We start from the raw sequence: 21,872 nt of genomic DNA, 5'->3' as shown, positions 1-21,872 counted from the left end.
TCAGTCCGCCTGCGCATGCAGCCGCACCGGCAGCGCGCGGAACGTCTTGAGGAACGCGGAGGGCTCCCTGGTCGGCTGCCCGGCCAATGCCAGCGTGGGGAAGCGCGCCTGGATCCGCGGCAGGCTCTCGGCCAACTGCACCCGGGCCAGTTGCGCACCGAGACAGAAGTGAATGCCGTGGCCGAAGCTCAGCATGATCTTCCCGTCGCTCGACATGCCTGGACTGGTACCGTAGAACCGCGCGGGATCGAAGCGATCGGGATGGGGGAAGGCGTCGGGGTCGCGATTGCCGGACGCGATCAGCACGCGCACATCCGCGTTCTTCGGGATCACCACGCCGCGCAATTCGATGTCATGCTGGGCGATACGCGGAATGGAGCTGAACATGGCGGGCGCATCGCAGCGCAGGACTTCCTCGACGAAGGCCTTCACCCCCACGGCGTCTTTCTGCAGCCAGTGCCGCTGTTCGGGATACGCCAGCATCGCCAGGATCGCATGGTCGATGGTCGCAGCAGTGGTGGCGAACCCGCCCAGCAGCATGCCCCACAGCATGCTGATGAGCTCCGCATCCGACAATGTGTCGGCATCGTCGTCGTGTGCGCCGACCAGCATCGACACGATGTCGCGGCGGGGATCGGTGCGCTTGCGTTGTATGAGATCACCGAAGTAGGCCTGCACCTTGGCGCTGGCCGCGTCCGCCGCGGTCAGCTGGGGATCGCTGGCGTGCGGGCTCAGGCCTTCCAGAATGGCGCCGACGCTGGCGGAGAGGGCGAACACGTCGTCCTGGGGCATGCCGAACAGTCCGGCGAAGACCAGCATGGGCAAGGCCAGCGCGAATTCCCGATGCAGGTCCACCGCCTCCCCGCGCTCCAGCGCGGGCGCCACGCCGTCCAGGCGCGCTGCGACGATGCGCGCGATGCTCGGCCGCAGCTTGTCGATCTGGCCGATGGTGAAGTCGCGCGAGATCAGCCTGCGCAGACGCGTATGGGTCGGCGGGTCCTTCATCGCCAGCGTGGACGCCAGCAGATTGAGCGACAGGCTGGTCGCGGCACGCGGGAAATAGCGCGCCAGTTCGCCCGGCGCAGGTCCCCGAAACGCATCGCCCGTGGCCTCGAGCGCCCAGCAGATGTCGGCATGGCAGCTCAACAGAAAGAGGCCTGACGCCGCGCGATGCACTGGATCGTGCTCGCGCAACCACCGCATGAACGGATACGGGTCGTGGATGCACGCTGGCGAAGCCAGTTCGGCAAAGGCGTCGCGGCATGCTGCCGTGGTTTCTTGCACGTCCATCTTGATTACCTGTTGGCTGGCTGATCCGACCGGCGCGTGCCAGGCGCGCCGGCAATTGCGAAACAAGATCGCGATCCCCGGCGGCCTCCCTGCATCACCAGAGCACCGGCAACTCCTCGAACCCGCCAGTGATGATCTCCTTGCGCAACCGCAGTTCTTCGGGCGCCACGGCCAGGCGTAGCGCGGGAAAGCGCTGGAAGATCGAACCGAACACCACCTTGAGTTCCAGCCTGGCCAGCGCCGCGCCGATGCAGGCGTGCGGCCCGCAGGAGAACGCCAGGTGCGGCTGCTCGTCGCGTCCGATGTCGAAGATTTCCGGGTCGTCGAAATGGCGCAGATCGAACGACGTCGACGGCAGGCCGACCAGTACCTTGCTCTCCGCGGGAATATGCACGCCCGCGATGGTCACATCGGTCCTCGGATAGCGCATGATGCCGTCCCAGCCGGCACCTGGCGGGTACATGCGCAGGATTTCCTCCACTGCCTTGTCCACCAGGGATGGATCGCCGACCAGGCGTTCGCGCTGTTGCGGATGGCGGAACATGGCCAGCAGGCCGAATTCGATCTGCGCAGCGGTGCTCTCGTGTCCCGCCACCAGCATGCCGGCCGCGAGGCCGAGAGCCTCTTCCTCGCTCGCCTTGCCTTGGTCGACCGCCGCGAGCAGATCCGTCAGCAGGTTGTCGCCCGGATACTGGCGCTTGTCCCGCATCTTGCCGCGAATGTAGGCGCGCAGTTCCTCCCAAGCCAGGCGCGACGCGCTGCGCGGGCCGCTTTCATGCTGGTGCGTCATCACCTCGTCGGACAGGTTGGCGAAAAAGGCGTGATCCTCGTAAAGGACGCCAATCAGGGCGCTGATGACCATGGCCGGAAGCGGAAAGGAGAGGTGGCGTCGCAGGTCGGCGGGCTGGGGCTGCGCCGCCAGCGTCTCGAACAATTGCGCGGCGATCGCCTCGACCTGCTGCGCCAGCAGCGTCAGCCTGCGGTTGCTGAAGGCCGGGGCCACGATCCGGCGTAACCGGGCATGCTCGTCGCCCTCGTGCGAGACCAGCCAACCCGGCGAACCGAGAATCACCGAATCCGGGGTGAATGCCACCGGCGGCATTCCCGCGGGCCGGAACGCCGCGTCGGACAGCACCGCCTTAGCCTCGTCATAGCCTGTCACCCACCAGCCTTCGTGTCCGGACGGGAAGCGCACGCGGTGGATCGGACCGTTGGCGCACAGCGCCAACATCTCGGGCGAGGGCGCGATGTGATCGACGCGCCACATCGGCAGCGTCGGCAGGGATGGTTCAGACATGGTGGACTTCACTCTCTAAGCGATGGAAGGGCGGAAGGTGACCGGCAGACGCCGCCGTAGACGAAGTCCTTCGCGGCGATCGTCAGCGACAGATCCTCCAGCAGCACGAGCGGCGCGAGGAAGACGCATCGCAATTCCAGGCGCGCCAGCGCACCGCTCAGGCAGAAATGCGCCCCTAGCCGAACGACAGGTGCATGTTGTGCCGCCGCATGATATCGAACCTGTCGGCATCGCCATAGATCGACTGACCGTAGGGATTGGTGAAGGAGGCTCGAGGTACCCGCCACCGACTTGTCCGCCAATATTGCCTCCGGACCAGTCGCACACTTCCGGTCGCAGTTTCACTGTGGCTCCCAAAGGAAGAACTCTAGACCGCATCCAACGCTTCCCTGCATTTTCTCGGTCCACAACCGAACGCCAAGTCATCGCCATAGCAAACCGTCGGAACAGACCAAACGCGAACAGCGACGCGCACCGTGTCCGTCCCGAAGACCATCACACTGTGATTGGTGATGATGCCAAGAACAGAGCAAATCGCGTGCCGAGCTGAATTCGCAGGCTCAGCTGGCACTTTCTAGTGGCGCGTAGTGTCAGGTTTCTGGCATTGAGTCTCAATGCCGACAACCGGCGCAGCAAGTGCCCGACAAAGGCCCGCTCTCGAGCTGAATGTGCGGGGCGGGCCTTGCGCGATATCAAGCATCCGGATTGGCTGCAGCAGGTGTGGTTCGCCGGAAACCACTCCGGTGTCGGCGGTAGTTATACGGGAAATGAAGCCCGCCTCTCCGGCATCTCGCTGGGTTGGATGACGCATGCGGCCGAGAATTTTCCCGACCGCAAGGCGCCCAGCCGCTTCGGCATCATCGCCGCGTCGCGCCGGTCGGTTTTATCCCGATCCCCGGCCTTCATCGGGATCGGGGGCCACCACGATGCAGTTGTGCCCCCAGTCCCGTCAGTTGTCGATGCAGGCCATATCCGCAGGGACCGGCTTCGTAGCAAAACTTACCTGCCGGTCATCCTTGCCAAGCTTCTTCGCCAGCTTGTCGATCTGATTGGCGCGATTGGGGATGCTCTCCAAGTTACGAACTTCCCCGCCGCGCATCCCTTCGGCCACCGCAACCGAAATCGTCGCCTTGTGCACATCCAGCCCACGAAAATGCTATCGTTCATCAGGCCCGCTGCCCATGCTTGCGGCTCGGCGCCGGACCATCCGGCGTAACCCTCGATAGGAGCTTGCCGCGGGGCGGGCCGCCCGTCACCTCAGGGGCGAACATCGGGTCTAGTACGATTTCGATGTTGTTGGTGGTGGGTGCGCAATGAGCAAACGTATACGCGTCTTCGATCGCAACCGGACCGGGAGCGAGCGACACTATGTGAAGGTAAAGGTTCACGCACCGCCGACGGCTTCGCCGGGCTTGAGCGGTCACGGGGGACGAACCGTCTCCCCCGTGGCGAACTCGGCTTGTCCCGGTGCAACTCCACAACGTTTAACGTGCCGGGAGATGCGGGTCAGCCAGCCCGAGGCTCCGAGCTGAAGTCCGTACGGCCTTGGGACGAGACTGTCGAATCCAAATGCCGGATCTGAGCATCGGACGGCGCGCTTGGAGGGATACCATTATCGCGCCCCCCGTGCGAACCAGACGACACGTGAGCCGGAACAGACAGGGACGGCGCGGCTTCCGAGGCCGGCCACATACTCCAATCAAAGTTGAACGGCATCTGCGACGATGAGGTTGACGTTGACCGGACTGTCTCCTGCCCTGTCCGTTCTGCCTCCTGGAGTTGCGCCGGCGGGACCACTCCGGACCAAGGTGGGCTTCCTTCGATCATCTCCAGCTGATTCAGACCGTGAGCATCGGGAAGGATCGGCGGCCGAGTGATCACGCGCCCCTGCTTACCGTGCTGCGCGCTCGCGTCGCCGCGGTACGTCGCGTAGTCGTGCCCGTGCGCCGCCCATGCGCGCTGCGTGATTTGATGAGCGAGGCTCGTCGTCGGCGCACCGCCCTCTGAATTGGCGCCTTCGTTCGACTGCTGCTCGACGGCGCGGCCTTGCGGATGGCCGAGCATCTTTTGGCTCTTGGCCGGCCTCAACTCTTCGATCTCATGCTGGTCGTTGAAGAGGAGCTCCTCGCCCGGCGGGAGGTCGCCGATGTGAAGCTCATCCATCAACTCATCCGCGGACCACTGGCCGTCGTGCCCTCCATTCAACGGACGAGACTGTCTAAAATCGAGTGCAGGCTCTTGGCGCGTGGATGGCTCAAGGGACGACGGACCGACTTCATCGGCCATCTCCAACAAAGACTCCGGAGTATCGCCTAGCGGGGGGAGGACTTTGGGCCAATTGAAGCCTCCCTGCGGCGCGCGTTGCTGCCAAGCGGCTTCCCATGCCCTCGGCAAGCCTGTGATCGGCGCCACTCCGCCCGTCTGCTGGCAGGCTCTGAGCCGATCGAGAGCCATGAGGAGGAGCCGTTTCCGACCCGTGTCGAACGAGGTGGCATCTTCGTCCAGCGACTTGTCACTGAGGCGGGCAGCAATTCCCGACTTGTTGTTTGCAAAAAGCCACCGGCTGAATCTGCGAAGAGGACGAGCATAATTCGTCTTCGCGGTGATCTCCTGGTACCCCGCCTTGACGAGAGCGTCTTCAAGCTCTGAAATTAGGGACATATCTTCGGGATGGAACGGAGGACGGACGAGGTCTCTCGCTCCATCACGGAGATGGTCGAGTGCGGCGCCGACCGCTCTGTGACCACCGGCATCCTTGTAGCGCTTGACGTCTTCATCCAGCGAGTCGTCTTCGTTCCACGCTTCTTCGTAAAGCCGAGCAGCAATGGCTGGCTTGTTGTGCTCACGCAGGTAGTGACTGAAATCGGTAAGAAGACTTGCATAGGTCGTTGCAGTGCTTGAATTCCCTGTGGTCGCAGCTTTGCTCTTGTACTCTTTGATGAGTGCCGTGTCCTCGGGATAAGCTGTCAGGTCCGGCCGGCCTTTTACCGGTGCGATTCCACCCATTGACTGGGAGGTTCGGAGATGAGCGAGTGCCGTGCGTACGTTGGTGGAACCACCCTTTCTTGTGAACTCCTCGGAATCATCGTCGAGCGATCCATCGTCAAGTCGAGCAGCAATGCCGGGCTTGTTGTTCTTGAACAACCAGCGGTCAAAGCTGAGAAGCCGATCTACATTGGCTTTGGCAGTGCTGTCGGCGGCGTTGCCCTTGAGAAGCGCCTCCTTGAGCCCCAGGATCAGGGGTAGATCTTCAGAATAAAGAACTTCGCCGCGACGACCTGGCAAACCCCAACCTGATTGATCCGCCTGCAGCGCCGGGTCGCGCCGGAACGCCTCATCGCCTCCAGGAGGCGGCATTACGCTGTATGCGTACCCCGCATCATGCTCATTGTTGATGAGAAATTCTTCGTCCGGCGGGAGGTTGTTTCCGTCAAGTTCAACCGGCAATTGGTCGGCCTGCTGGCTATCGCGAGGCCAGTTCAACCGAACGGATTCGTTGGAGCCTGGTGCCTGTTGGTGGCGCGCGGTTGGCTCAAAAGACGAGGATCCGGGTTCGTCTATCTCTTCCAATGGCAGATCACACTCGTGACCGGTTGCAGGAAGGACTTCTGGCCAGGTCATACCGCCCTCCGGCCCGCTGTGCTGCGCCTCTTCATTGCCAATGCGCCTCGACTTGATCAGGGCCGCGTCCTGGACGTCCGGATTAGGAGAACTATTGCGCGTGAGTTCCAGCATTCGGGTGCCCGCAGGCGACCTTAGGAGATTGTCCAATGCGGTTCCGATCGTCCTGTGACCGTCGGCAACCGCCATATAAGAGCTGGCGTCATTCACGAGCGACTCGTGACCTAGCCGGGCAGCAATTCCCGGCTTGTAGTTCTGGCGCAGGTAATGACTGAAATCGGCGAGAAAATTTGCATAGTTTGCGGCGCTAGGTCGAAGTTCAGTCGCTTTATACTCCTTGATGAGGGCCGCGTCCTCAGGATACGGATTGAGGACAACGCGGCCTGCGAACGGCGCGATTCCGCCTGCCGACTGAGATGCGCGCAGATGACCAAGCGCCGTATGGACCATATGCTTCCGACTGTTGTCAAAGGCCGCGACATCGCGGTCCAGAGTCATGTCATTAAGCCGAGCAGCGATTCCCGGCTTGTTGTTTTTGACGAGCCAACGCCCCAATCTGAGAAGACTACCTACATTTCCCTTCGCGGTGCTTTCGCAGGCTCCGGCTTTGATCAAGGCGTTCTCAAGTCCCAGAACAAGCGACGCATCCTCGGAATAAACGGGGCTGTTGCTGCGACCTACCAAAATCCTGTTCGATTGACCCGACCACGGAGGCGAGTCGGCCGGCACGGCCGCAACGCTCCGAGCGGCCGAGACCTGCCTTAGCACGCGCCTCCCTGAACTGCCCGCTTCGCTCGGCTGTCGCTCAACGGCTATTAGTTGCCGATCTTCCAGAATCCTCTGCCTCTTCGCAGGCCTCGCATCGGGCGCGTCCTGCTCATGATTGAAGAACACCCGCTCGACTGGCACCAGAGCGCTCCCGTCGAGCGCATCCATCTCCCCGTCCCAAGTCCATTGCTGATCGTGGGGCAAGCTCAAGTCACCCGCTCCGGAATTCGCTATGTCGAAATGGTGTGCGGTTGTCTCAAGAGACGGCGAGAAGCTTCGTTCGTCTATTGTCGCCAAAGGTGGATTCTCGGGATCTTGCGCGGCAAGGATTTCCGGCCAGTTGGCAGTCTCCTCCGAGACGTCGTGCCCCGCAGAGACATCCCCGACGCGGCTCGGCTGCGCGAGAAATGACTCTTGGAGGTCAGAAATGGGTGGAATATGGCGTCGGACTTCCATCGCTCGGACGCCGGGCGGAGACGCCAGCAGATGGGCAAGTGCGGCACTCGCTTTTTGGCGACCACCGAGGCCCGCCTCCTTGTAACGTTTGGCATCTTCATCCAACGTTGCATGGCCGAGCCTCGCGGCAATGCCGGGCTTGTTGTTGTCACGCAGATAGTGGCTGAAGTCGATAAGAGCCGTTGCATATCTCCTGGCGGTCTCTGTTCGTGCTTCTTTCTTGTACGCTTTGATGAGCTCCGCGTCTTGAGGGTAAGGATTGAGGTCGACGCGGCTGGAAATGCGGACAATTCCGACAGCAGATTGGGAGGCACGCAGATGCCTGAGCGCCGTAAGCACGGCCCGCTCCCCGCATTGCCTGAACTCCTCGGCATCTTTGTCGAGCGACTTGTCATGAATCCGCGCAGCAATCCCGGGCTTATCGTGCTTAACAAGCCAACGGCCCCATCTGAGAAGACAGCGTACGTTATCCGTCACGGTGCGATCGGCGGCGCCAGCCCTGATCAGTGCCGGCCTCACCGTCTCGATGAGAGCCGCGTCTTCCGAATAAAGGGGGTCCCCGCTTCGTCCGACGAACGCCCAAGTTGATTGGCTTGGCGGCTGCGCCGAGGGATCGAGCATCGCTCCCCCGTCGTCGCCATGCGGAGGCGGGATGTATGGGGGTCCACTCGTCCGCGTCGGCCGTTGCGCCTCCGATGCCGATACATCGATTTGCGTAAGCGCCTCGGGAAGCGATGATGGGCCAGCTTCGTCGATCATGCGACCAGGCAGGTCCTGCTCGTGATTACCCGCTCGAATGACTTCTGACCAGCTGGCAGATCCCTCCAATGCGCTAGGCTGCGCAGCGATGTCCCCAGCGTGGCTCGGCTCGATGAGACCTGCCTCTTCGAGAGCAGGAACGGGATTAAGGTAATGCCTAAGTTCGATCACTCGGGCGCACGCCGACCCTTTGAGATGAGCCAGTGCGGCACGCTGCGCTTGCAAGGTCGCTACACCAATTTGCGGAGGTCGATCGATAGGCGAAGATGGGTCGGTCTCGTCCACCATGCCAGCAAGCAGATCCTGCTCATGACCTTCCACAGCGAGGATCTCTGGCCAGTTAACAGCAGCCTCCGACGCGCTGCGCTGCGCAGCTGCGACATCAACGAGCCCAGGCTCGATGAAGATTGCGCCTTCGGGATCAGGGACGGCAGCGATATGGCGTCCATGCCCCCTTGTTCGGACGCCTGTTGACGACCTTAGAAGATGAGCCAACGCGGCGCCGATCTTCGGGTTGCCACCAGTCGCCTTATAGTCCTCAGCGTCTCCATCGAGAGACTGGTCGCCAAGTCGGGCAGCAATGCCCTCCTTGCAGCTTTCACGCAGGTATTGACCGAAGCTGCGAAGAGCACCCGCATAGACCCTCGCGGTGTCCGTCGCCGCGTCATTTTTGTACTCTATAATAAGGGCCGCATCCTCCGGATAAAGAGTGAGGTCGGCGACACCCGCAATCGGCGCGGCCCCGCCCGCCGACTGCGACGTCCGCAGATGATCCAGCGCCTTAGGCGCGCGCTTGGAACCACCCTTGCTGATGAACTCGCTGACATCGTTGGTCAGCGTACTGTTATTAAGACGACCAGCAATCGGCCCCTTGTTGTTTTCGAAGAGCCAGCGAGCCAAGCTGAGAAGATGACCCGCATTGCTCTTGGCGGTCCGTTCGGCGGCCCCGCCCTTGATGAGAGCCTCCCGAACCTCCTGAATAAGGGGCACATCTTCGGAATGAACAGGCCGCTTGCCACACCCTATCAAAACCCCGCTTGAGCGCGCCGGCTGCAGCGGCAAGGCAGCCGGCACAGCCTCGCTGCTTACTCCCTGCGATGCCGTCGCGAATTGTTGCCCGCTGACGTCCATGATGGATTGCGCATCAGATGCTGATCCACCCGATTGATGGGTGAGGAGCTGCATGGGCCTGCGAGCGGGCGATCTGGTGACCTCGCTCAGCTGGCGCTCAAAGGCCGCCGAGTCGACCAGAGAGGCGTCTTGCGAGCCGACGTTGTCCGATTGTCGACGCATCGGGTTCGTTGAGGTGAAGTCCATCCGCTCTCGCTTTCGAAGATGAAGGTTGGGGCTCCGGCGTATGCTGGTCTTGAGCCGCACATCGAGGGCATTTATGGGTTCAGCAGGGTTGAACCGCGCACCAGGGTCATGGGGCCCAGCATGCCGTCGCCAAGCTCCCCAAGCAGGGGTTGCTCCGATGTTGTTCCATTGCGATCCACTTCAGCCGACTGGAAACCTACGCTGGTTTGCTAGGAGAAATAGCTGTCGGGAACCTGACGGACGCAATGCTCTTCCTAACCGCAGCGTGAGAGAGAAGCCGGCAGCGTCCCGCAAACATGCGGACCATACTCAACCCTACGGCATTGATATCGCCCAAGCTATGGCGGGCATTGTGCTGCAACGAAAAGTACTTCTTGAGCGCAACGTTCAACACTGAGCTGCTGAATATCATGACTTCATTCAGATGCAGGAACGAGACCTTGATCTCTTCATCCTCGAAGAACTTTATAGCGGTAACGGCTTCGATGACTGGTTTGTGGAAAAGTCGGGCTCAAGGGTTTCCGGTGCGAAAAAGCCGAATTTCGGTTTCTGCAAAATCCAGCGCGAAGTGGGCGAAACCGACGTGCTCGCGGTCTTCTCGGAAAATTTCGAATCCGTTGCTGTTCTTATTGACGATAAGATTGCCGCCGATTTCACAGAACGCCGGGCAAATCGTTACCATGAGTGCGTGTTGAACGAACCCGCTCCGCGGGAGGGCGAGGCCATTTATCTGAGAGGCATCTGTTTGAGAGGATTGGGCCGCAAGTCCGTTCCTCTTAATCCAGGAGTGCCTCATGGCCACGATGAGTTCGAGCCCGCTGCGCCGCCGCATGATCGAGGATATGACGCTGCGCAACTTATCACCGTCGACGCAGCAATCCTATGTGTACGCGGTTGCGAACTTTAGCCGACACTTCGGCCGATCACCTGACAAGCTCGGCCTTGAGCAGGTGCGCGCGTACCAACTGCACCTGATCGGGTTGAAGCGGTCGTGGACTCACATCAACCAAGTGACGTGCGCGTTGCGCTTTTTCTATGCGGTGACGCTCGGGCGCAAGGAGGCGATTGAGAACATTATTTCGGCCCGCGAGCCGATCAAGCAACCGCTGGTGCTGAGTGCGGAGGAAGTCGCCCGTTTCCTGGAGGCTGTACCGGCCCTGCGCGACCGCGTTGCGCTGGTGACGGCCTACGCTGCCGGGCTACGGGTCGGCGAGGTCAGCCGCCTGAAGCCCAGCGCGATCGACAGCAAGCGCATGCTGATCCTGATCACCGCCGGCAAGGGCGGCAAGGATCGTTACGTGATGCTGTCGCCGCGGCTGCTTAGCATCCTGCGATCCTACTGGTGTCTGGCCAAACCGCGCCATTGGCTGTTTCCGGGGCGCAATCCGGACGATCCGGTGAGCGTCGCCACGCTGCAAGAGGCTTGCCGCAAAGCTCGGCAACATGCCGGCCTCGATAAGCGGGTGACGGCACATGTTCTGCGGCACAGCTTTGCTACTCACCTTTACGAGCGCGGGACTGATATCCGGCTCATCCAAGTCCTTCTTGGCCATGCGCGATTGTCATCGACGGAGCGCTACACGCAAGTCGCAACCAATCTGATCGCACGGGCCAGAAGTCCGCTCGACGATCTCGACGCACGATTGAGATCTCGGCCCGAGTAGGTGCCCGGCGCACGTCCGGCGTTCGAGGTGGCGGACATCTTCCGCCAGCACGGCGACGCGTTCCGCGTCGCCCACGCCGGGCACCTCAGCCGATCCCAGCTGCGCGTGATGGGCGCCATCGAAGCGTGCCGGACTGCCGCGCTCGGTGGTCACGTCGAGTGCTGTGTCGACTGCCGGCACCAGCGGATCTCCTACAATAGCTGCCGCGACCGTCATTGCCCGAAGTGCCAGAGTACGGCAGCCCGCGAGTGGCTCAGCGCCCGCGCTGCCGACCTGTTGCCGGTCGAGTACTTCCATGTGGTGTTCACGCTGCCGGCGCCGGTGGCGGCGATCGCCTATCACAACAAGGCGACCGTCTACGCGATGCTGTTCGAGGCAGCGGCTGAGACTTTGAAGACGATTGCGGCCGACGAGCGGTACCTCGGCGCTGAGATCGGTGCGATCATGGTGCTGCACACCTGGGGCCAGACGCTGACCCATCACCCGCACGTCCACTGCATCGTGCCGGGCGGCGGGCTGTCGGCGCACGGCGATCGCTGGATCGCCTGCCGACCGGGCTTCTTTCTGCCGGTGCGCGTGCTGTCGCGTCTCTACCACCGGCTGTTCCTGGAGAAGCTGAGGGCTGCTTATCGTGCCGACAAGCTGCGTTTCTTCGGCAATCTGAAGCACCTCAGCGATCATTCAGCGTTCGATACAGTCCTTACGTCGCTGCGCCGCATCGAATGGCTGGTCTACGCCAAGCGACCTTTCGCCGGCCCCAAGCAGGTTCTAGCCTATTTGGCTCGCTACACGCACCGCGTTGCCATCTCCAATCACCGGCTTCTCGCAGTCGATAATGACGGCGCCACCTTCTCTTGGCGCGACTATCGCGACGGAGCACGGATGAAGTCGATGACGCTCGCGGCCGACGAGTTCATACGCCGGTTCTTGTTGCACGTCCTGCCCGATGGTTTCCAGCGCATCCGCCACTATGGATTTCTCGCTAACGGGCATCGCCGTGCCAAGCTCATGCTGATCCGTCGCTTGCTTGCGGCAACGCCACCTTCGATTGCTGATCAGGCGCCCGAGCAGCAGCCTGCGTGCGCAGTCGCAGACACATCCGAACGACCGCCATGCCCCTGTTGCGGAAGCCGCATGGTCGTTATCGAGATCCTTCCCGGACCTCGTCGGGGTAATCTGACGCCGGACACCTCATGAACCCAATCGCGCACGATAGTTTTCGCCGATATCACTGCTACCACGCTCTGGCCGACAGCGGGTCGGTGCTCGCCCAGCCATGCTGCAATTGCCGTTGCAAGCACGATTCCGCTCTTATTGCACACCGAGCCGGCCGAGCCGACTCGGCTGCGCACCAATCTGTGCATTTACCCATCCCCAACTGATCGCGGATCGCGCACGTCTGCGGCGCCCTCAATCCCCATAACCGCTTGAGCTCCCGGCCCGCGGCTTCGTTCAACCCGGCTTGAGCTGCGTCGCGCTCGTGCCTGGGTCGCGCATCCTCAAGCGCGACCCAGCTCAACCCTAAAAATTCCAGAGCATCGTGATCACCATTTCCAGCTGATCGTGATCGCTATTTCCAGCGATCGTGATCGGGGACAACGGGGAGGTGCGCACCGCTGACAGTCTGCAACCGGGGTAGCTCGGTCTTTTGCCTAAACCGCAGAGGATCGAGATGCCGACAGAGAGACTGTCCATGCGCCACATTCGCGAAGTTCTACGCCTGCACTTTAGCGTCGGCATGTCGCAACGCGCCGTTGCCCGCAGCCTCGGTCTGGCCAAGGGCACGGTCAGCAAGTACGTGAACCGAGCCCGCCGCGCCAGCCTGACCTGGCCTTTGCCGCCGGAGCTGGATGACGACGTCCGGCTCGAGAACCGCCTATTTCCACCGCCTTCCGATCGGCCCAACGACGAGCGTCCGCATCGGGATTGGGCGCTTGTGCATCGCGAGCTGCGGCGCCCGAACGTCACGCTGATGCTGTTGTGGGAGGAGTATTGCGACGCAAACTCCGACAGCTTCAGCTATGCGTGTTATGTTGCGGCCGGATTTATGTTGTCGCTGCTGAGCGAACCAAGGATTTCGCCAACTCTCCTCGGCTCGCTCCGCAACGTAAGAGTGTGACCTTTCGGCCTACAGAGCCTTCAAGAAGGCCATCAACGACGGGAGAGAGGGTTGTCGAGGCGGCGGCCTCAGGCTGCTGATATCGACCCTGTCTAACGCCTCTGCTTTCATCTCCAGGTCGACTTCAACATAGATGTGCGTGGTGTCTAATGACACGTGGCCCAGCCAAGCACGGATCGTGTTGATGTCGACGCCGGCGCGCAGCCTGCACGGCCGTTGTGTGCCGAACCGTATGTGGGCTCACGCGCTTCATCGCCAACGTCGGGACCGTTTCGCCCGCCATAGCGGCATATTGCGTCACGAGACGGTGTATTCCGAAGCGCGTCAAAGGTTGGTTCGTCCGCCCGAGAAAGACCCCTTCACTTTTGTTCCGGTCGGCTACAAGGCGAGTCAACGAGGTTGCCGTCGTTGACCACAGGGACAGATTCTGATCTTGTTTCCCTTGCCGAGAAGCCGCACTGACGGGGACGCCCCCAGTTGGAGATTGCCGACCGTCAATTTTGCTGCCTCATCGGCGCGAGCACCGCTGTTGTATAGGAAAAGCAGCAGAACATGGTCGCGCACCCCAAGACTCGTGCGTCGGTCAAGTTGGTTTAGCAGCGCGTCCATCTCGGCCTTTTCGAGGTATCCGATCGCTGTCTTGGCCGTCTTCTTGAACGGCACTGCCCGTATCTCGGAACACCAGGCCAAGTGGACCGGCGAACGCGTCCCGATAAAGCGCGCCAGTGAATGGATGGTCGCCAGCCGTTGGTTGCGGGTAACCTCGCTGCACTGGCGATCGCGCTCCAGGTGGTCCAGGAACTTGCGGACGACTTCCGGCGTCAACTCTTCCACGTCATGCGATCGATGGCGCAGCCTCCCTGCTTGCTGGCAAACGGCAGCAACAATGTCAGCGTGTCGCGGTAGCTGGCTTCGGTGTTGTGGGAAAGATTGCGCTCGGCGACCAGATGTTCCAGCAAGAACCGCCGGATCCACGGACCAAGCAGGCTCTTATCCTTCATGGTCGGCCTCCATCGCGTACAGAGCAAAGCGCTCGCTGGCCGCCTGGAGGAGATCCGGCGTCATCTGCAAATAGCGCTGGGTTGAACGGCTATCGATGTGGCCAAGGTAGGTTGCGAGTTGCGGAAGTAGTCGCTGCACCTCCTGGCCGGAGCGATACCATGCGATCACCCGGTGCACCGCGGCTGTGTGGCGAATATCGTGCAGCCGTGGAGGTCGAGGCTCGCCGACAGGGCAACTGAGTCCGGCGGCTCGGCGGACATGCTGAAACCAGGAGATGACCCGCACATAGTGCCAGGGTCGACTGCCGCGCGTAGTGAATAATGGAGATTCTTGTCCGCGCGGCAACCCTGATGCCTTGACAGCCGCGACCTTCAATCCGGCCCGCAGCCTGTTCACGACAAGCGTGGCAAGCGCCTCACCTTCCACGTCTTCGGCGATCATAAGCAAGGGCTTGCCGCTCTGCACGACCGCTTCCAGCAACGCCAGCATCGGTTGCAACACCGCAGCAAATTCGATGAGATTGCAGGCCGGCTGCGATCAGCGGCCGGTGCAGATGTCTGGGATCAGTTGTTCAACGGTGCGCGGCCCCTTCCTTTCGATGGGGGCGGCACGTTAAGGATCGATCAGCCGAAACGATGAAAGCCGCGAGATGGTCGCTGAATGTGTTCTTCCGGGTGGCCAAAGATTGGCTGCCATTGGAATCATCTGGAGAGAAGAGAAAGCTACGTTCACGATGAAGAGGGAGCGATGGCGATCCTCCAATGGAATGACGAGAGAAGAGCGATGATGGACAGCTGCACGTTCAGGAGAGCTCATTAACGGTCAGACTATTTAGTCAGAAAGCGCGGGTATACGAAGGCGCCTTGATCATTTCGGCGTCCTTTTCGCTAACGGCTTCAGCGCGAACAACTCGTACCACGAGGCGCGCTACTTGTTTGGTTATGCTTGCGACTATCACTTTTGCCTTTTCGCCATCGAGCAGAAAGCGGGCATGTTGCGACAACATGTCCTTTGCATTTGCAAATCGCCTCTGATCGGCAACGTTCAGCGCTAAATCGCGATGTTCCTGCGAGATAATTGTGGGGCGTCGGAACATGAGCTGGCGACCAATTCCGCTCTTTGGCTCGCCTAGATGTGGGAAGGCATCGACACGCGGTGTCCACAACTGAGCTGGTCACTGAGAAGCGCGGATTGAGTACGACATCGAGCAGATTGCTTTTTTTGGCGAAGGCCCAGCGCTTCAAATCTGTGATTCACCACCTCGCAATGTTGCCGCCCTGAAGAAGGCACTGGCAGCCGAGCACGTGATGCCTTTGGAGATCGCAGCTGAATGCTTGGCGCTAGGTGTCAGAAGTTGTTCTGTGTTTGAGAATGGAGTATGTGCCATGGTCCTTCTGAGCACCCGAATCCTGGAAATCACCAAGAAATTGCGGGAAGGCGTGCGATTGCTGAGGGGGTCTTTTGCATCTTGGAAAGCGGGCTGCCGTCGAGCTGTAGCGTCTTACCGAGCGAAGAAAACTCCTGCGCGCGACGTGAGAGTTAGAGCTGCGGTTGAGCAGGTTCGGAGCGGCGAAACCATCGTGTCCAGCGGAGTTGCGGCAGCCAACCGTCTCGGTTGGACGACGCAGGTCGTTGTTCGGGAGGTTTATCTAAGGTACGGTCTTTCGCGTGAGCCTTACATCGGCAAGCAGATGGTGGAACTCAAGCATGCGTCCGGTTTGCAGCTAGTGCTTGCAAACGGTGGAGCAGGTGCGGGGGTCCGCGGCGCTTGCCGGGGCCGCGCCAAGGCAAGACAAGCGCTGCGGTCCGTCAGCCAGAAACTCACTCCGGCTGAATCGCTCGGGCACAGCGTGCTGCAGGATGACGCAAGTCAAATGGCTCTTTCCGCGAACTTCGACAGTGATCTCGCCGCCTTTCGCGCTTCGGATGCTGGTCCAGTTGGTCGACTTCCATCGTCGCCTTAGGGAGCTCCCGCATGAGCCGAGCAGCGCCGGCTTCTAGATTGGTGATCCGTTGCACTTGCTGCGCACGCAAATTCTCTCGGCGCCGGCCGCACGCAGAGGCAAACTGCAGTACGCCTACTGCAGCAAAGGTGGCATCAGAGGGTGAGGCCGCGATCATTGAGCACCTTGTCTCTTAGAGCGCCCTTGATCTCACGGGCGATTTGTTTACGAACTGCGGCACCCAATTCCCGCTTGGCATCCTCGACGAGGCCAGCTTCAGCCTCTGTCAGGCCTCTGTCGGCCAGCTGTTGCTCAAGTCGGCTGTCGAACTCGTTCCCCATTGCAGCAATGAGCTGGTCCTGCGCCATGGCGTGGTCTTCGGGTGCGATGCGACGCACCACGTCGTCCCAAGGTTGCCAGTCCACCGCCAAATAATCGGCGAATTCCGCCGCCTCCCTGTTCCGGACGGATGTCTCTGCGAAATCAACGTCAGCGTCGGTGACGCCGGAGACTTCAAAGAAGCGCATGTCCGGCGCGACGTGCTGCAGTCCCAGCCGTTCGCGTAGCTTGTTTTGATAAGCAAGAAAGACCTCAATGGCGTCGATGCCTTCGACGTTGTTGCCCGAGCCTAGCGACTGAACCTTCTCGCGCGCAATTCTCTCCAGCGCGTCCAGGCGGAACATGACCCGGCCCAGATCGACGAGATCGGGAAGTCGAGCCTTGTCGTTATAGGCGCCGTTCTCGACGTCTGCGATGAGGCGTGCGGTCTGCATGCCGTTCCAGGTCAAAGTTCTGCGATCCTCGCAGCTCTGGTTGGCGTCCAGGGCCAGTTGGAAGTAGCGCGTAACCAATTGCGGGTTTTTCGCTGCCCCCCGCAGATCATTGGCCACCGACTGCCGGAATTCTTCATTCTCAGCGTTCACGGAGTCGAACAGTTTGCCAAGGAAGAGCGCGTATTCCCGGGCGCCCGGCTCTTCAGCAACGCTCTGCCAAACCGCCAGGACCTCTTGATCGCCGTCCTGTGGATTGCCCCGGAGCCAGTCTGCGACCGTTTCAATGAGAGCATCGGCCTCTTCATCGTCTGTCCCGGACCATTCACTAACGTCATTGCGTGGAAGGTAGACGGTCGGACCGACATAGCCTTCGGCGCTTAGGACTGTATCCAGGTTCGTCAGCACCTGTTCGGGCAGCGGATTTTGAGTCGCATATATCCTGCTACTGGCGCCTAGCCGCGTCAGCAGGTCCTCGGGCAGGCTCGTCAACTGGTTTTGGCTGGCGTCGAGAAGCTCCAGTGAAGCAGGGAGGGCCTCCGGCAAACGCGTTAGTTCGTTTTCGCCGACGTCGAGATACCGGAGCCTGGCAGGAAGAACCTCCGGCAGATTCGTCAACTGATTGTTGCGGGCGTAGAGAAGCCGGAGCGAAGCAGGGAGGACCTCGGGCAGGTCTACCAATTGATTGTAGTTGAGGTCGAGAAACTGCAGCGCAGCAGGTAGGACCTCAGGCAAGTTCCTCAGCCGGTTGGAGCTCGCGTCAAGACCTCTGAGCTCGGTCGGAAGCGCGGGCAGGCTGGTCAGCTCATTGCCCCTAAGGTCAAGACGCTGGAGCGAAGGAGGGAGGCTATCCGGCAGACTTGTAAGCCGATTGAAGCCTACATCCAGGACGACGATGGCGTTCGGAAGTGGAGGTAGGCTAGTAAGCCTCAACGCTCCGAGATTCAGTCTGGCGGCCTCACCCCGAGCGTTCAGTCGTCTTACAGCTTCTTCCCGATTCTCAAGCGGGCCCGTCTCCGATTCGGTAGCCCAATTCTCAAGCACCTCGTGGTCAACGTCCTCTGCATGGGCTGAGCCCCCGGAGTTTGCTGCGTAGCCTGTCAGGAATGCGTCCCACTGCGCCTCCGGTCCGCTTTGCTCGGCCTCTTGTCTGGAAGATGTAGAACGGAAGAAGCCTCCGCCGCCGGGCTGAATTTGTCTTCTCTCAAAAGGATCCATCTTACCCTCCTTACGAAACTGAGTAGACTCAGTCACGGTGGCATGCTCTAGCACCTAAGATACTTAGCTTTCGAAAAGCTGACAGACTGTCCAGCGCGGCGGCGATGGCCGCGTTCGCCTCGGCCAGCGAGAAGAAGGTCTGTCGGCGAAGCCGCCCCAGGATGTAGGTCTGGGCAAAACGCACCCCGGCTTCCACTTTTGCCTTATCCCGGGGTTTCGCCATCATCCCGTAGCTGCGATTGATTTCAGGATCGTAGAACGAAGCCCTGTGCACGCCGGACTTCAAATTGTCGGGAACGATTAGGCGTGGCACCCCGCCAAAGAACCGGAACATGCGGACATGGGCCTCGATCCAGTCCGGAAGTGTCTGCGTCCAGGTCGCCTCGGCGTAAGTATAATTTGAGGCGCCAAGCACGGCGACGAAGATTTCCGCGTCGCGCACAACCCCGGTTTCGCGATCGACGATCATGATTTCCTTGCCGGAGTAACAACAAAGACCTTGTCACCGGCCGGATGGTCCTGTCGCATCGTCGGAGACAGACGCCGCTCGAACTCCCGGAATAAATCGCAGAACCGCGAAATATGTTCACGATTACATATTAGAGAGCGTTTTTAGATTGGCGGCGCGCAGCACCCAACATGGGCACTCGCGAGGGGCACCGGTAATCTAAAAACGTGTTGGACGAAGCCGCGGGCACGCTGCTGCAGCTATGGGTGTTGAATCACTGCGCCGTTGTTTGTGAACGTCGTGATCTGGACTGGAGACAAGTCCAAAGCGGACATTATCACGAAAGTACTGGGTGGAAGCGAGATCTGGGAAGCGAAGTAGCCGAAAATGCGAAGCGCCGGAGGTTTGACGTCGGAAGAACGACAACAGGGTTCAGGCGGCGGCGGTGGTGGTGCCTTAGGGATTGGGCGCGGCAGCAGCTCCAGCGGGCTGGTCGCCGCGCAGACTTTGTTCGTGGCTATCCGGAGCTATTGCGCGGTTGTGGACGGGCTGCGATGGCCAAGCAAGAGCTGGATGGTGCGAAGATCGGTGCCGGCCTCGAGTAGATGAACGGCGAAGGCATGCCGCAGCGAATGCGGTGTCACGGGCTTGGCAAGGCCCGCTAACCGATGCGCCTTGCTGCAGGCGTCCTGCACCGCGTTGGTCGATATCGGCTCGTTGGGGATACCGCCGGGAAACATCCACGTGCTCGGCCGGACGGCGCGCCAATAGTCGGTCAGTGTCTCCAGCAACCGTGCCGAGAGCATGACGTAACGGTCCTTCTTCCCCTTGCCTTGATCGACGCGTAGCACCATCCGCCGTCGGTCGATGGCCCCCGGCTTTAGGCGTACCGCTTCGGAAATGCGCAGACCGGCGGCGTAGCATGTTGTCAAGATCACTTGATGCTTGAGGCTCTCCACGCAGCCGAGGAAGTGCAGTACCTCTTCGGGGCTGAGGATGACGGCGAGCGTCTTGGGCGCCTTTGGACACGGAATGATAAGGTCGAAATCCCATTCGAAGCCGAGCGTGATACGGTACAAGAAACGGAGCGCTGAGACGGTCACGTGGATCGACTCGGCGCCAACTTCTTCTCGTTCGTCAGATAGACTTGGTAGGCGCGGACATCTTCCGGCCCAAGCAAAGCCGGCGACTTCGCAAAATGGCGGGCGAACTGCGAAAACTGCAGCAGATAGGAATCCTGCGTATACGGTGACAAGTTGCGGATCTGCATGTCGTTTATCATGCGTAACCGAAGCGGGGTCATTGAAGGCTCCTTGGCAAAAAAACGAAAACTGTCCGAGGGCAGCAACGCCATCTTGCTCGAAGCCAAGCCTATGAACGCTGCAAATTACGTCTCACCATGGCACGCCAAAGCAGTTACACTTGCTTCAGCCGCATTCCTTCATCCGACGATGGGCCACTCTTGCCGAGTGTTCTGCCGCGGAGCGGCTTCGTCCAATTCGCGTTATGTTGCGGCCAGATTTATGTTGTGCAAGGAGCGATAATTGCGGGGAGCGTGAACACTGTGGGCATTGTTCACGCAACATAATTCGACGTCTGGGTAGCGAACCATTTGTCCAGTGGAGGCTCGCTATGGAGTCGTCCGTGAAGATCGGCTAAGCAATTGAGCTAGAATCGCATTTGTCGTTGCGGACTGTTTTGCGATTGCAGGATTGCGCCCTTGCTGGTGAGCTTCACCTCGTCATCGGCAAGGATTTCGAAGCCATCCCCGTTACGCTTGCGGATGGCGCGATGCCTGAGCGAGCGAAGACGGATGCTCGTCTTCGCCCGGGTAACGAACAAAGCCTTGCTATCATTGATCTTCTGCCACCAGTCGAAACGGCAATAGCCCTTGTCAAACACATAGGTGGTGGCGGGCTGGATTGGGGTCTGTCGGCCGATCTCGATGTCATTGACGTTCGCGGCCGTCATCTCGACGCAGGTCGGGACATCGCTCCTTGGGTCGTAGACGACATGCAGCTTCATGCCGCGGATGCGGCCGTTCCACGTCGCCCAACTGCAGACCTTGCCGAGCGGGATCGGACTGGCGTCGATCAGACGCACCATCTCCATGCCTTCACTCCGCAGCTGGCGACGCGCCATCGCCGACAGCGCCGCAAAGGTTTGCGCGAAAATGCCGATCGGACGGCGGGCATTGGCATCGGACAACGTCGAGCGCGACAGCTTGCCGGTTCCCAAGTGATAGTGATGCTGCGAATTGGCGTTGAAGCCAGTCACCACCCCGCGCAGACTGCTGTTGCCGCTAAGCTGGGCATAGATCAGCGCCACCAGATCCCAGCTCCTGAACGACTTGTCGTAGGCATCCCCGTCCAGACGATCCACAACCGTCTGAAACTGCCGTCGATTGATCGGTTCAAGCAGCCTTCCAAAAATGCTACCGCGATATCGCATGCTCGGCCCTCTGTGTCTCGACAACCAGAAAAGACCGATTTGCCTCGGTCCTGCCGAGCATGCACCGCGACACAGTGAATCATTCCCCGGACACCCCTGCATGCTCCGGAGGTGGAGTGCATCGGCAAGGGTAAGGCCAGCGCTCCTTACGAGTTCGGGGTGAAGGCCTCCATCGTCACCAACAACCGCCGTGCTCCTGGGGGCCTGTTCGTGCTGCACGCCAAGGCGCTGCCCGATAACCCCTACGACGGTCACACCTTGCGGGACGCCATCGACCGCACCGAGACACTCACCGGCTGTGCGATCGAGCGCGCCTATGTCGACAAGGGATACCGCGGCCACGACGCGCAAGATCCCCGTCGCGTCTTCATCTCCGGCCAGAAGCGCGGCGTCTTCGGTGTCATCAAGCGCGAGCTGCGCCGCCGCTCCGCCATCGAGCCCATCATCGGACACCTGAAGGCCGAAGGTCACCTCGGCCGCTGCTACCTCAAGGGCCGCCCAGGAGACGCCGCCAACGTCGTCCTCTCAGCCATGGGCCACAACTTCCGCCGCATCCTCGCCTGGCTCAGGAAGCTCTTGCGCTTCATCCTGATCGCTCTTTGGCCCGCCTTCGCAACCCCAGTCGCCCTCGACCCCGCTTGACGGACGACTACCGAATTTATGCCACGTGCAATGGTGACGCGCCGAGCGCCTCCTGCCGATTGCCGATGCCGCATCTTCATGAAGGCGACGGCAGCAGAGCGCTGAAT

Annotated in this window: 15 protein-coding genes and 3 pseudogenes; 7 read left to right on the top strand and 11 right to left on the bottom strand. The window is 60.8% G+C overall.

The window, feature by feature from the left end:
• Positions 1-1,290: a cytochrome P450 gene (locus ACVMDN_RS04995; protein ID WP_069279848.1), complete on the bottom strand. Its 1,290-nt coding sequence runs from the start codon at positions 1,288-1,290 to the stop codon at positions 1-3.
• A 94-nt stretch (positions 1,291-1,384) separates the two neighbouring features.
• Positions 1,385-2,587, bottom strand: a complete 1,203-nt coding sequence (locus ACVMDN_RS04990) for a cytochrome P450 (RefSeq protein ID WP_069279842.1) — start codon at positions 2,585-2,587, stop codon at positions 1,385-1,387.
• A gap of 577 nt (positions 2,588-3,164) precedes the next feature.
• On the opposite strand from ACVMDN_RS04990, the gene ACVMDN_RS04985 reads away from it, so the two are divergent.
• Positions 3,165-3,803: a phospholipase effector Tle1 domain-containing protein gene (locus ACVMDN_RS04985; RefSeq protein ID WP_081334989.1), complete on the top strand. Its 639-nt coding sequence runs from the start codon at positions 3,165-3,167 to the stop codon at positions 3,801-3,803.
• A gap of 290 nt (positions 3,804-4,093) precedes the next feature.
• Here the strand turns inward: ACVMDN_RS04985 and ACVMDN_RS04980 are convergent, their stop codons facing one another.
• Positions 4,094-9,508, bottom strand: a complete 5,415-nt coding sequence (locus ACVMDN_RS04980; protein WP_069279840.1) for a hypothetical protein — start codon at positions 9,506-9,508, stop codon at positions 4,094-4,096.
• Positions 9,509-9,932: 424 nt separating this feature from the next.
• Between ACVMDN_RS04980 and ACVMDN_RS04975 the strand changes: the two genes are divergently transcribed.
• The 4 genes from ACVMDN_RS04975 to ACVMDN_RS04960 all read left to right on the top strand — a co-directional run bounded on the left by ACVMDN_RS04975 (position 9,933) and on the right by ACVMDN_RS04960 (position 13,291).
• The gene (locus ACVMDN_RS04975; RefSeq protein WP_253587796.1) at positions 9,933-10,415 is read left to right on the top strand and encodes a hypothetical protein; all 483 of its coding nucleotides are present in this window, start codon (positions 9,933-9,935) and stop codon (positions 10,413-10,415) included.
• Positions 10,303-11,172: a tyrosine-type recombinase/integrase gene (locus ACVMDN_RS04970; protein ID WP_081335036.1), complete on the top strand. Its 870-nt coding sequence runs from the start codon at positions 10,303-10,305 to the stop codon at positions 11,170-11,172. Before ACVMDN_RS04975 ends, ACVMDN_RS04970 begins: the two co-directional genes overlap by 113 nt.
• Entirely contained in the window at positions 11,173-12,369 is a 1,197-nt protein-coding gene (locus tag ACVMDN_RS04965; RefSeq protein ID WP_253603446.1) for an IS91 family transposase, read from the top strand.
• A 496-nt stretch (positions 12,370-12,865) separates the two neighbouring features.
• A complete protein-coding gene (locus tag ACVMDN_RS04960; protein ID WP_176731254.1) occupies positions 12,866-13,291 on the top strand; it encodes a sigma factor-like helix-turn-helix DNA-binding protein in 426 nt (141 codons plus the stop codon).
• A 390-nt stretch (positions 13,292-13,681) separates the two neighbouring features.
• On the opposite strand, the gene ACVMDN_RS04955 is transcribed toward ACVMDN_RS04960, so the two are convergent.
• The 4 genes from ACVMDN_RS04955 to ACVMDN_RS04940 form a co-directional block, all read right to left on the bottom strand.
• The gene (locus ACVMDN_RS04955; RefSeq protein ID WP_253603449.1) at positions 13,682-14,125 is read right to left on the bottom strand and encodes a tyrosine-type recombinase/integrase; all 444 of its coding nucleotides are present in this window, start codon (positions 14,123-14,125) and stop codon (positions 13,682-13,684) included.
• The gene (locus tag ACVMDN_RS04950; protein ID WP_176731253.1) at positions 14,113-14,292 is read right to left on the bottom strand and encodes a site-specific integrase; all 180 of its coding nucleotides are present in this window, start codon (positions 14,290-14,292) and stop codon (positions 14,113-14,115) included. The genes ACVMDN_RS04955 and ACVMDN_RS04950 overlap by 13 nt, the downstream gene beginning before the upstream one ends.
• Positions 14,282-14,782, bottom strand: a complete 501-nt coding sequence (locus ACVMDN_RS04945) for a hypothetical protein (protein WP_456835926.1) — start codon at positions 14,780-14,782, stop codon at positions 14,282-14,284. The genes ACVMDN_RS04950 and ACVMDN_RS04945 overlap by 11 nt, the downstream gene beginning before the upstream one ends.
• Positions 14,783-15,128: 346 nt before the next feature.
• A complete protein-coding gene (locus tag ACVMDN_RS04940; RefSeq protein WP_141718188.1) occupies positions 15,129-15,458 on the bottom strand; it encodes a hypothetical protein in 330 nt (109 codons plus the stop codon).
• 142 nt (positions 15,459-15,600) lie between these two features.
• On the opposite strand from ACVMDN_RS04940, the gene ACVMDN_RS04935 reads away from it, so the two are divergent.
• Positions 15,601-16,257 carry a DUF6088 family protein gene (locus tag ACVMDN_RS04935; protein WP_375167293.1) on the top strand — a complete coding sequence of 219 codons (657 nt, stop codon included), beginning with the start codon at positions 15,601-15,603 and terminating at the stop codon, positions 16,255-16,257.
• A 134-nt stretch (positions 16,258-16,391) separates the two neighbouring features.
• On the opposite strand, the gene ACVMDN_RS04930 is transcribed toward ACVMDN_RS04935, so the two are convergent.
• The 4 genes and pseudogenes from ACVMDN_RS04930 to ACVMDN_RS04915 all read right to left on the bottom strand — a co-directional run bounded on the left by ACVMDN_RS04930 (position 16,392) and on the right by ACVMDN_RS04915 (position 21,123).
• Positions 16,392-18,224, bottom strand: a complete 1,833-nt coding sequence (locus tag ACVMDN_RS04930; protein ID WP_253587806.1) for an NEL-type E3 ubiquitin ligase domain-containing protein — start codon at positions 18,222-18,224, stop codon at positions 16,392-16,394.
• A 64-nt stretch (positions 18,225-18,288) separates the two neighbouring features.
• Positions 18,289-18,803: pseudogene (locus ACVMDN_RS04925) on the bottom strand (IS21 family transposase); the annotation flags it as partial.
• A gap of 300 nt (positions 18,804-19,103) precedes the next feature.
• Positions 19,104-19,975 (bottom strand): annotated as a pseudogene (locus tag ACVMDN_RS04920) (site-specific integrase); the annotation flags it as partial.
• Positions 19,976-20,340: 365 nt separating this feature from the next.
• A complete protein-coding gene (locus ACVMDN_RS04915) occupies positions 20,341-21,123 on the bottom strand; it encodes a transposase (RefSeq protein WP_456843612.1) in 783 nt (260 codons plus the stop codon).
• 99 nt (positions 21,124-21,222) lie between these two features.
• Between ACVMDN_RS04915 and ACVMDN_RS04910 the strand changes: the two are divergent.
• A pseudogene (locus ACVMDN_RS04910) lies at positions 21,223-21,765 on the top strand (IS5/IS1182 family transposase); the annotation flags it as partial.
• Positions 21,766-21,872 lie beyond the last annotated feature (107 nt).

The sequence above is a fragment of the Bradyrhizobium sp. USDA 4510 genome, from assembly GCF_054059095.1.
Note: the sequence above shows the minus strand (reverse complement) of the source record. Positions and strands in the feature narration are given on the sequence as shown.

Bases quoted from the DNA above. Each gene is read 5' to 3' on its own strand.
- ACVMDN_RS04945 (WP_456835926.1), bottom strand. From the start codon at position 14,782: ATGCTGGCGTTGCTGGAAGCGGTCGTGCAGAGCGGCAAGCCCTTGCTT.
- ACVMDN_RS04930 (WP_253587806.1), bottom strand. From the start codon at position 18,224: ATGGATCCTTTTGAGAGAAGACAAATTCAGCCCGGCGGCGGAGGCTTC.
- ACVMDN_RS04995 (WP_069279848.1), bottom strand. From the start codon at position 1,290: ATGGACGTGCAAGAAACCACGGCAGCATGCCGCGACGCCTTTGCCGAA.
- ACVMDN_RS04970 (WP_081335036.1), top strand. From the start codon at position 10,303: ATGGCCACGATGAGTTCGAGCCCGCTGCGCCGCCGCATGATCGAGGAT.
- ACVMDN_RS04935 (WP_375167293.1), top strand. From the start codon at position 15,601: ATGCCTTTGGAGATCGCAGCTGAATGCTTGGCGCTAGGTGTCAGAAGT.
- ACVMDN_RS04975 (WP_253587796.1), top strand. From the start codon at position 9,933: ATGCAGGAACGAGACCTTGATCTCTTCATCCTCGAAGAACTTTATAGC.
- ACVMDN_RS04960 (WP_176731254.1), top strand. From the start codon at position 12,866: ATGCGCCACATTCGCGAAGTTCTACGCCTGCACTTTAGCGTCGGCATG.
- ACVMDN_RS04915 (WP_456843612.1), bottom strand. From the start codon at position 21,123: ATGCGATATCGCGGTAGCATTTTTGGAAGGCTGCTTGAACCGATCAAT.
- ACVMDN_RS04990 (WP_069279842.1), bottom strand. From the start codon at position 2,587: ATGTCTGAACCATCCCTGCCGACGCTGCCGATGTGGCGCGTCGATCAC.
- ACVMDN_RS04980 (WP_069279840.1), bottom strand. From the start codon at position 9,508: ATGGACTTCACCTCAACGAACCCGATGCGTCGACAATCGGACAACGTC.
- ACVMDN_RS04950 (WP_176731253.1), bottom strand. From the start codon at position 14,292: ATGAAGGATAAGAGCCTGCTTGGTCCGTGGATCCGGCGGTTCTTGCTG.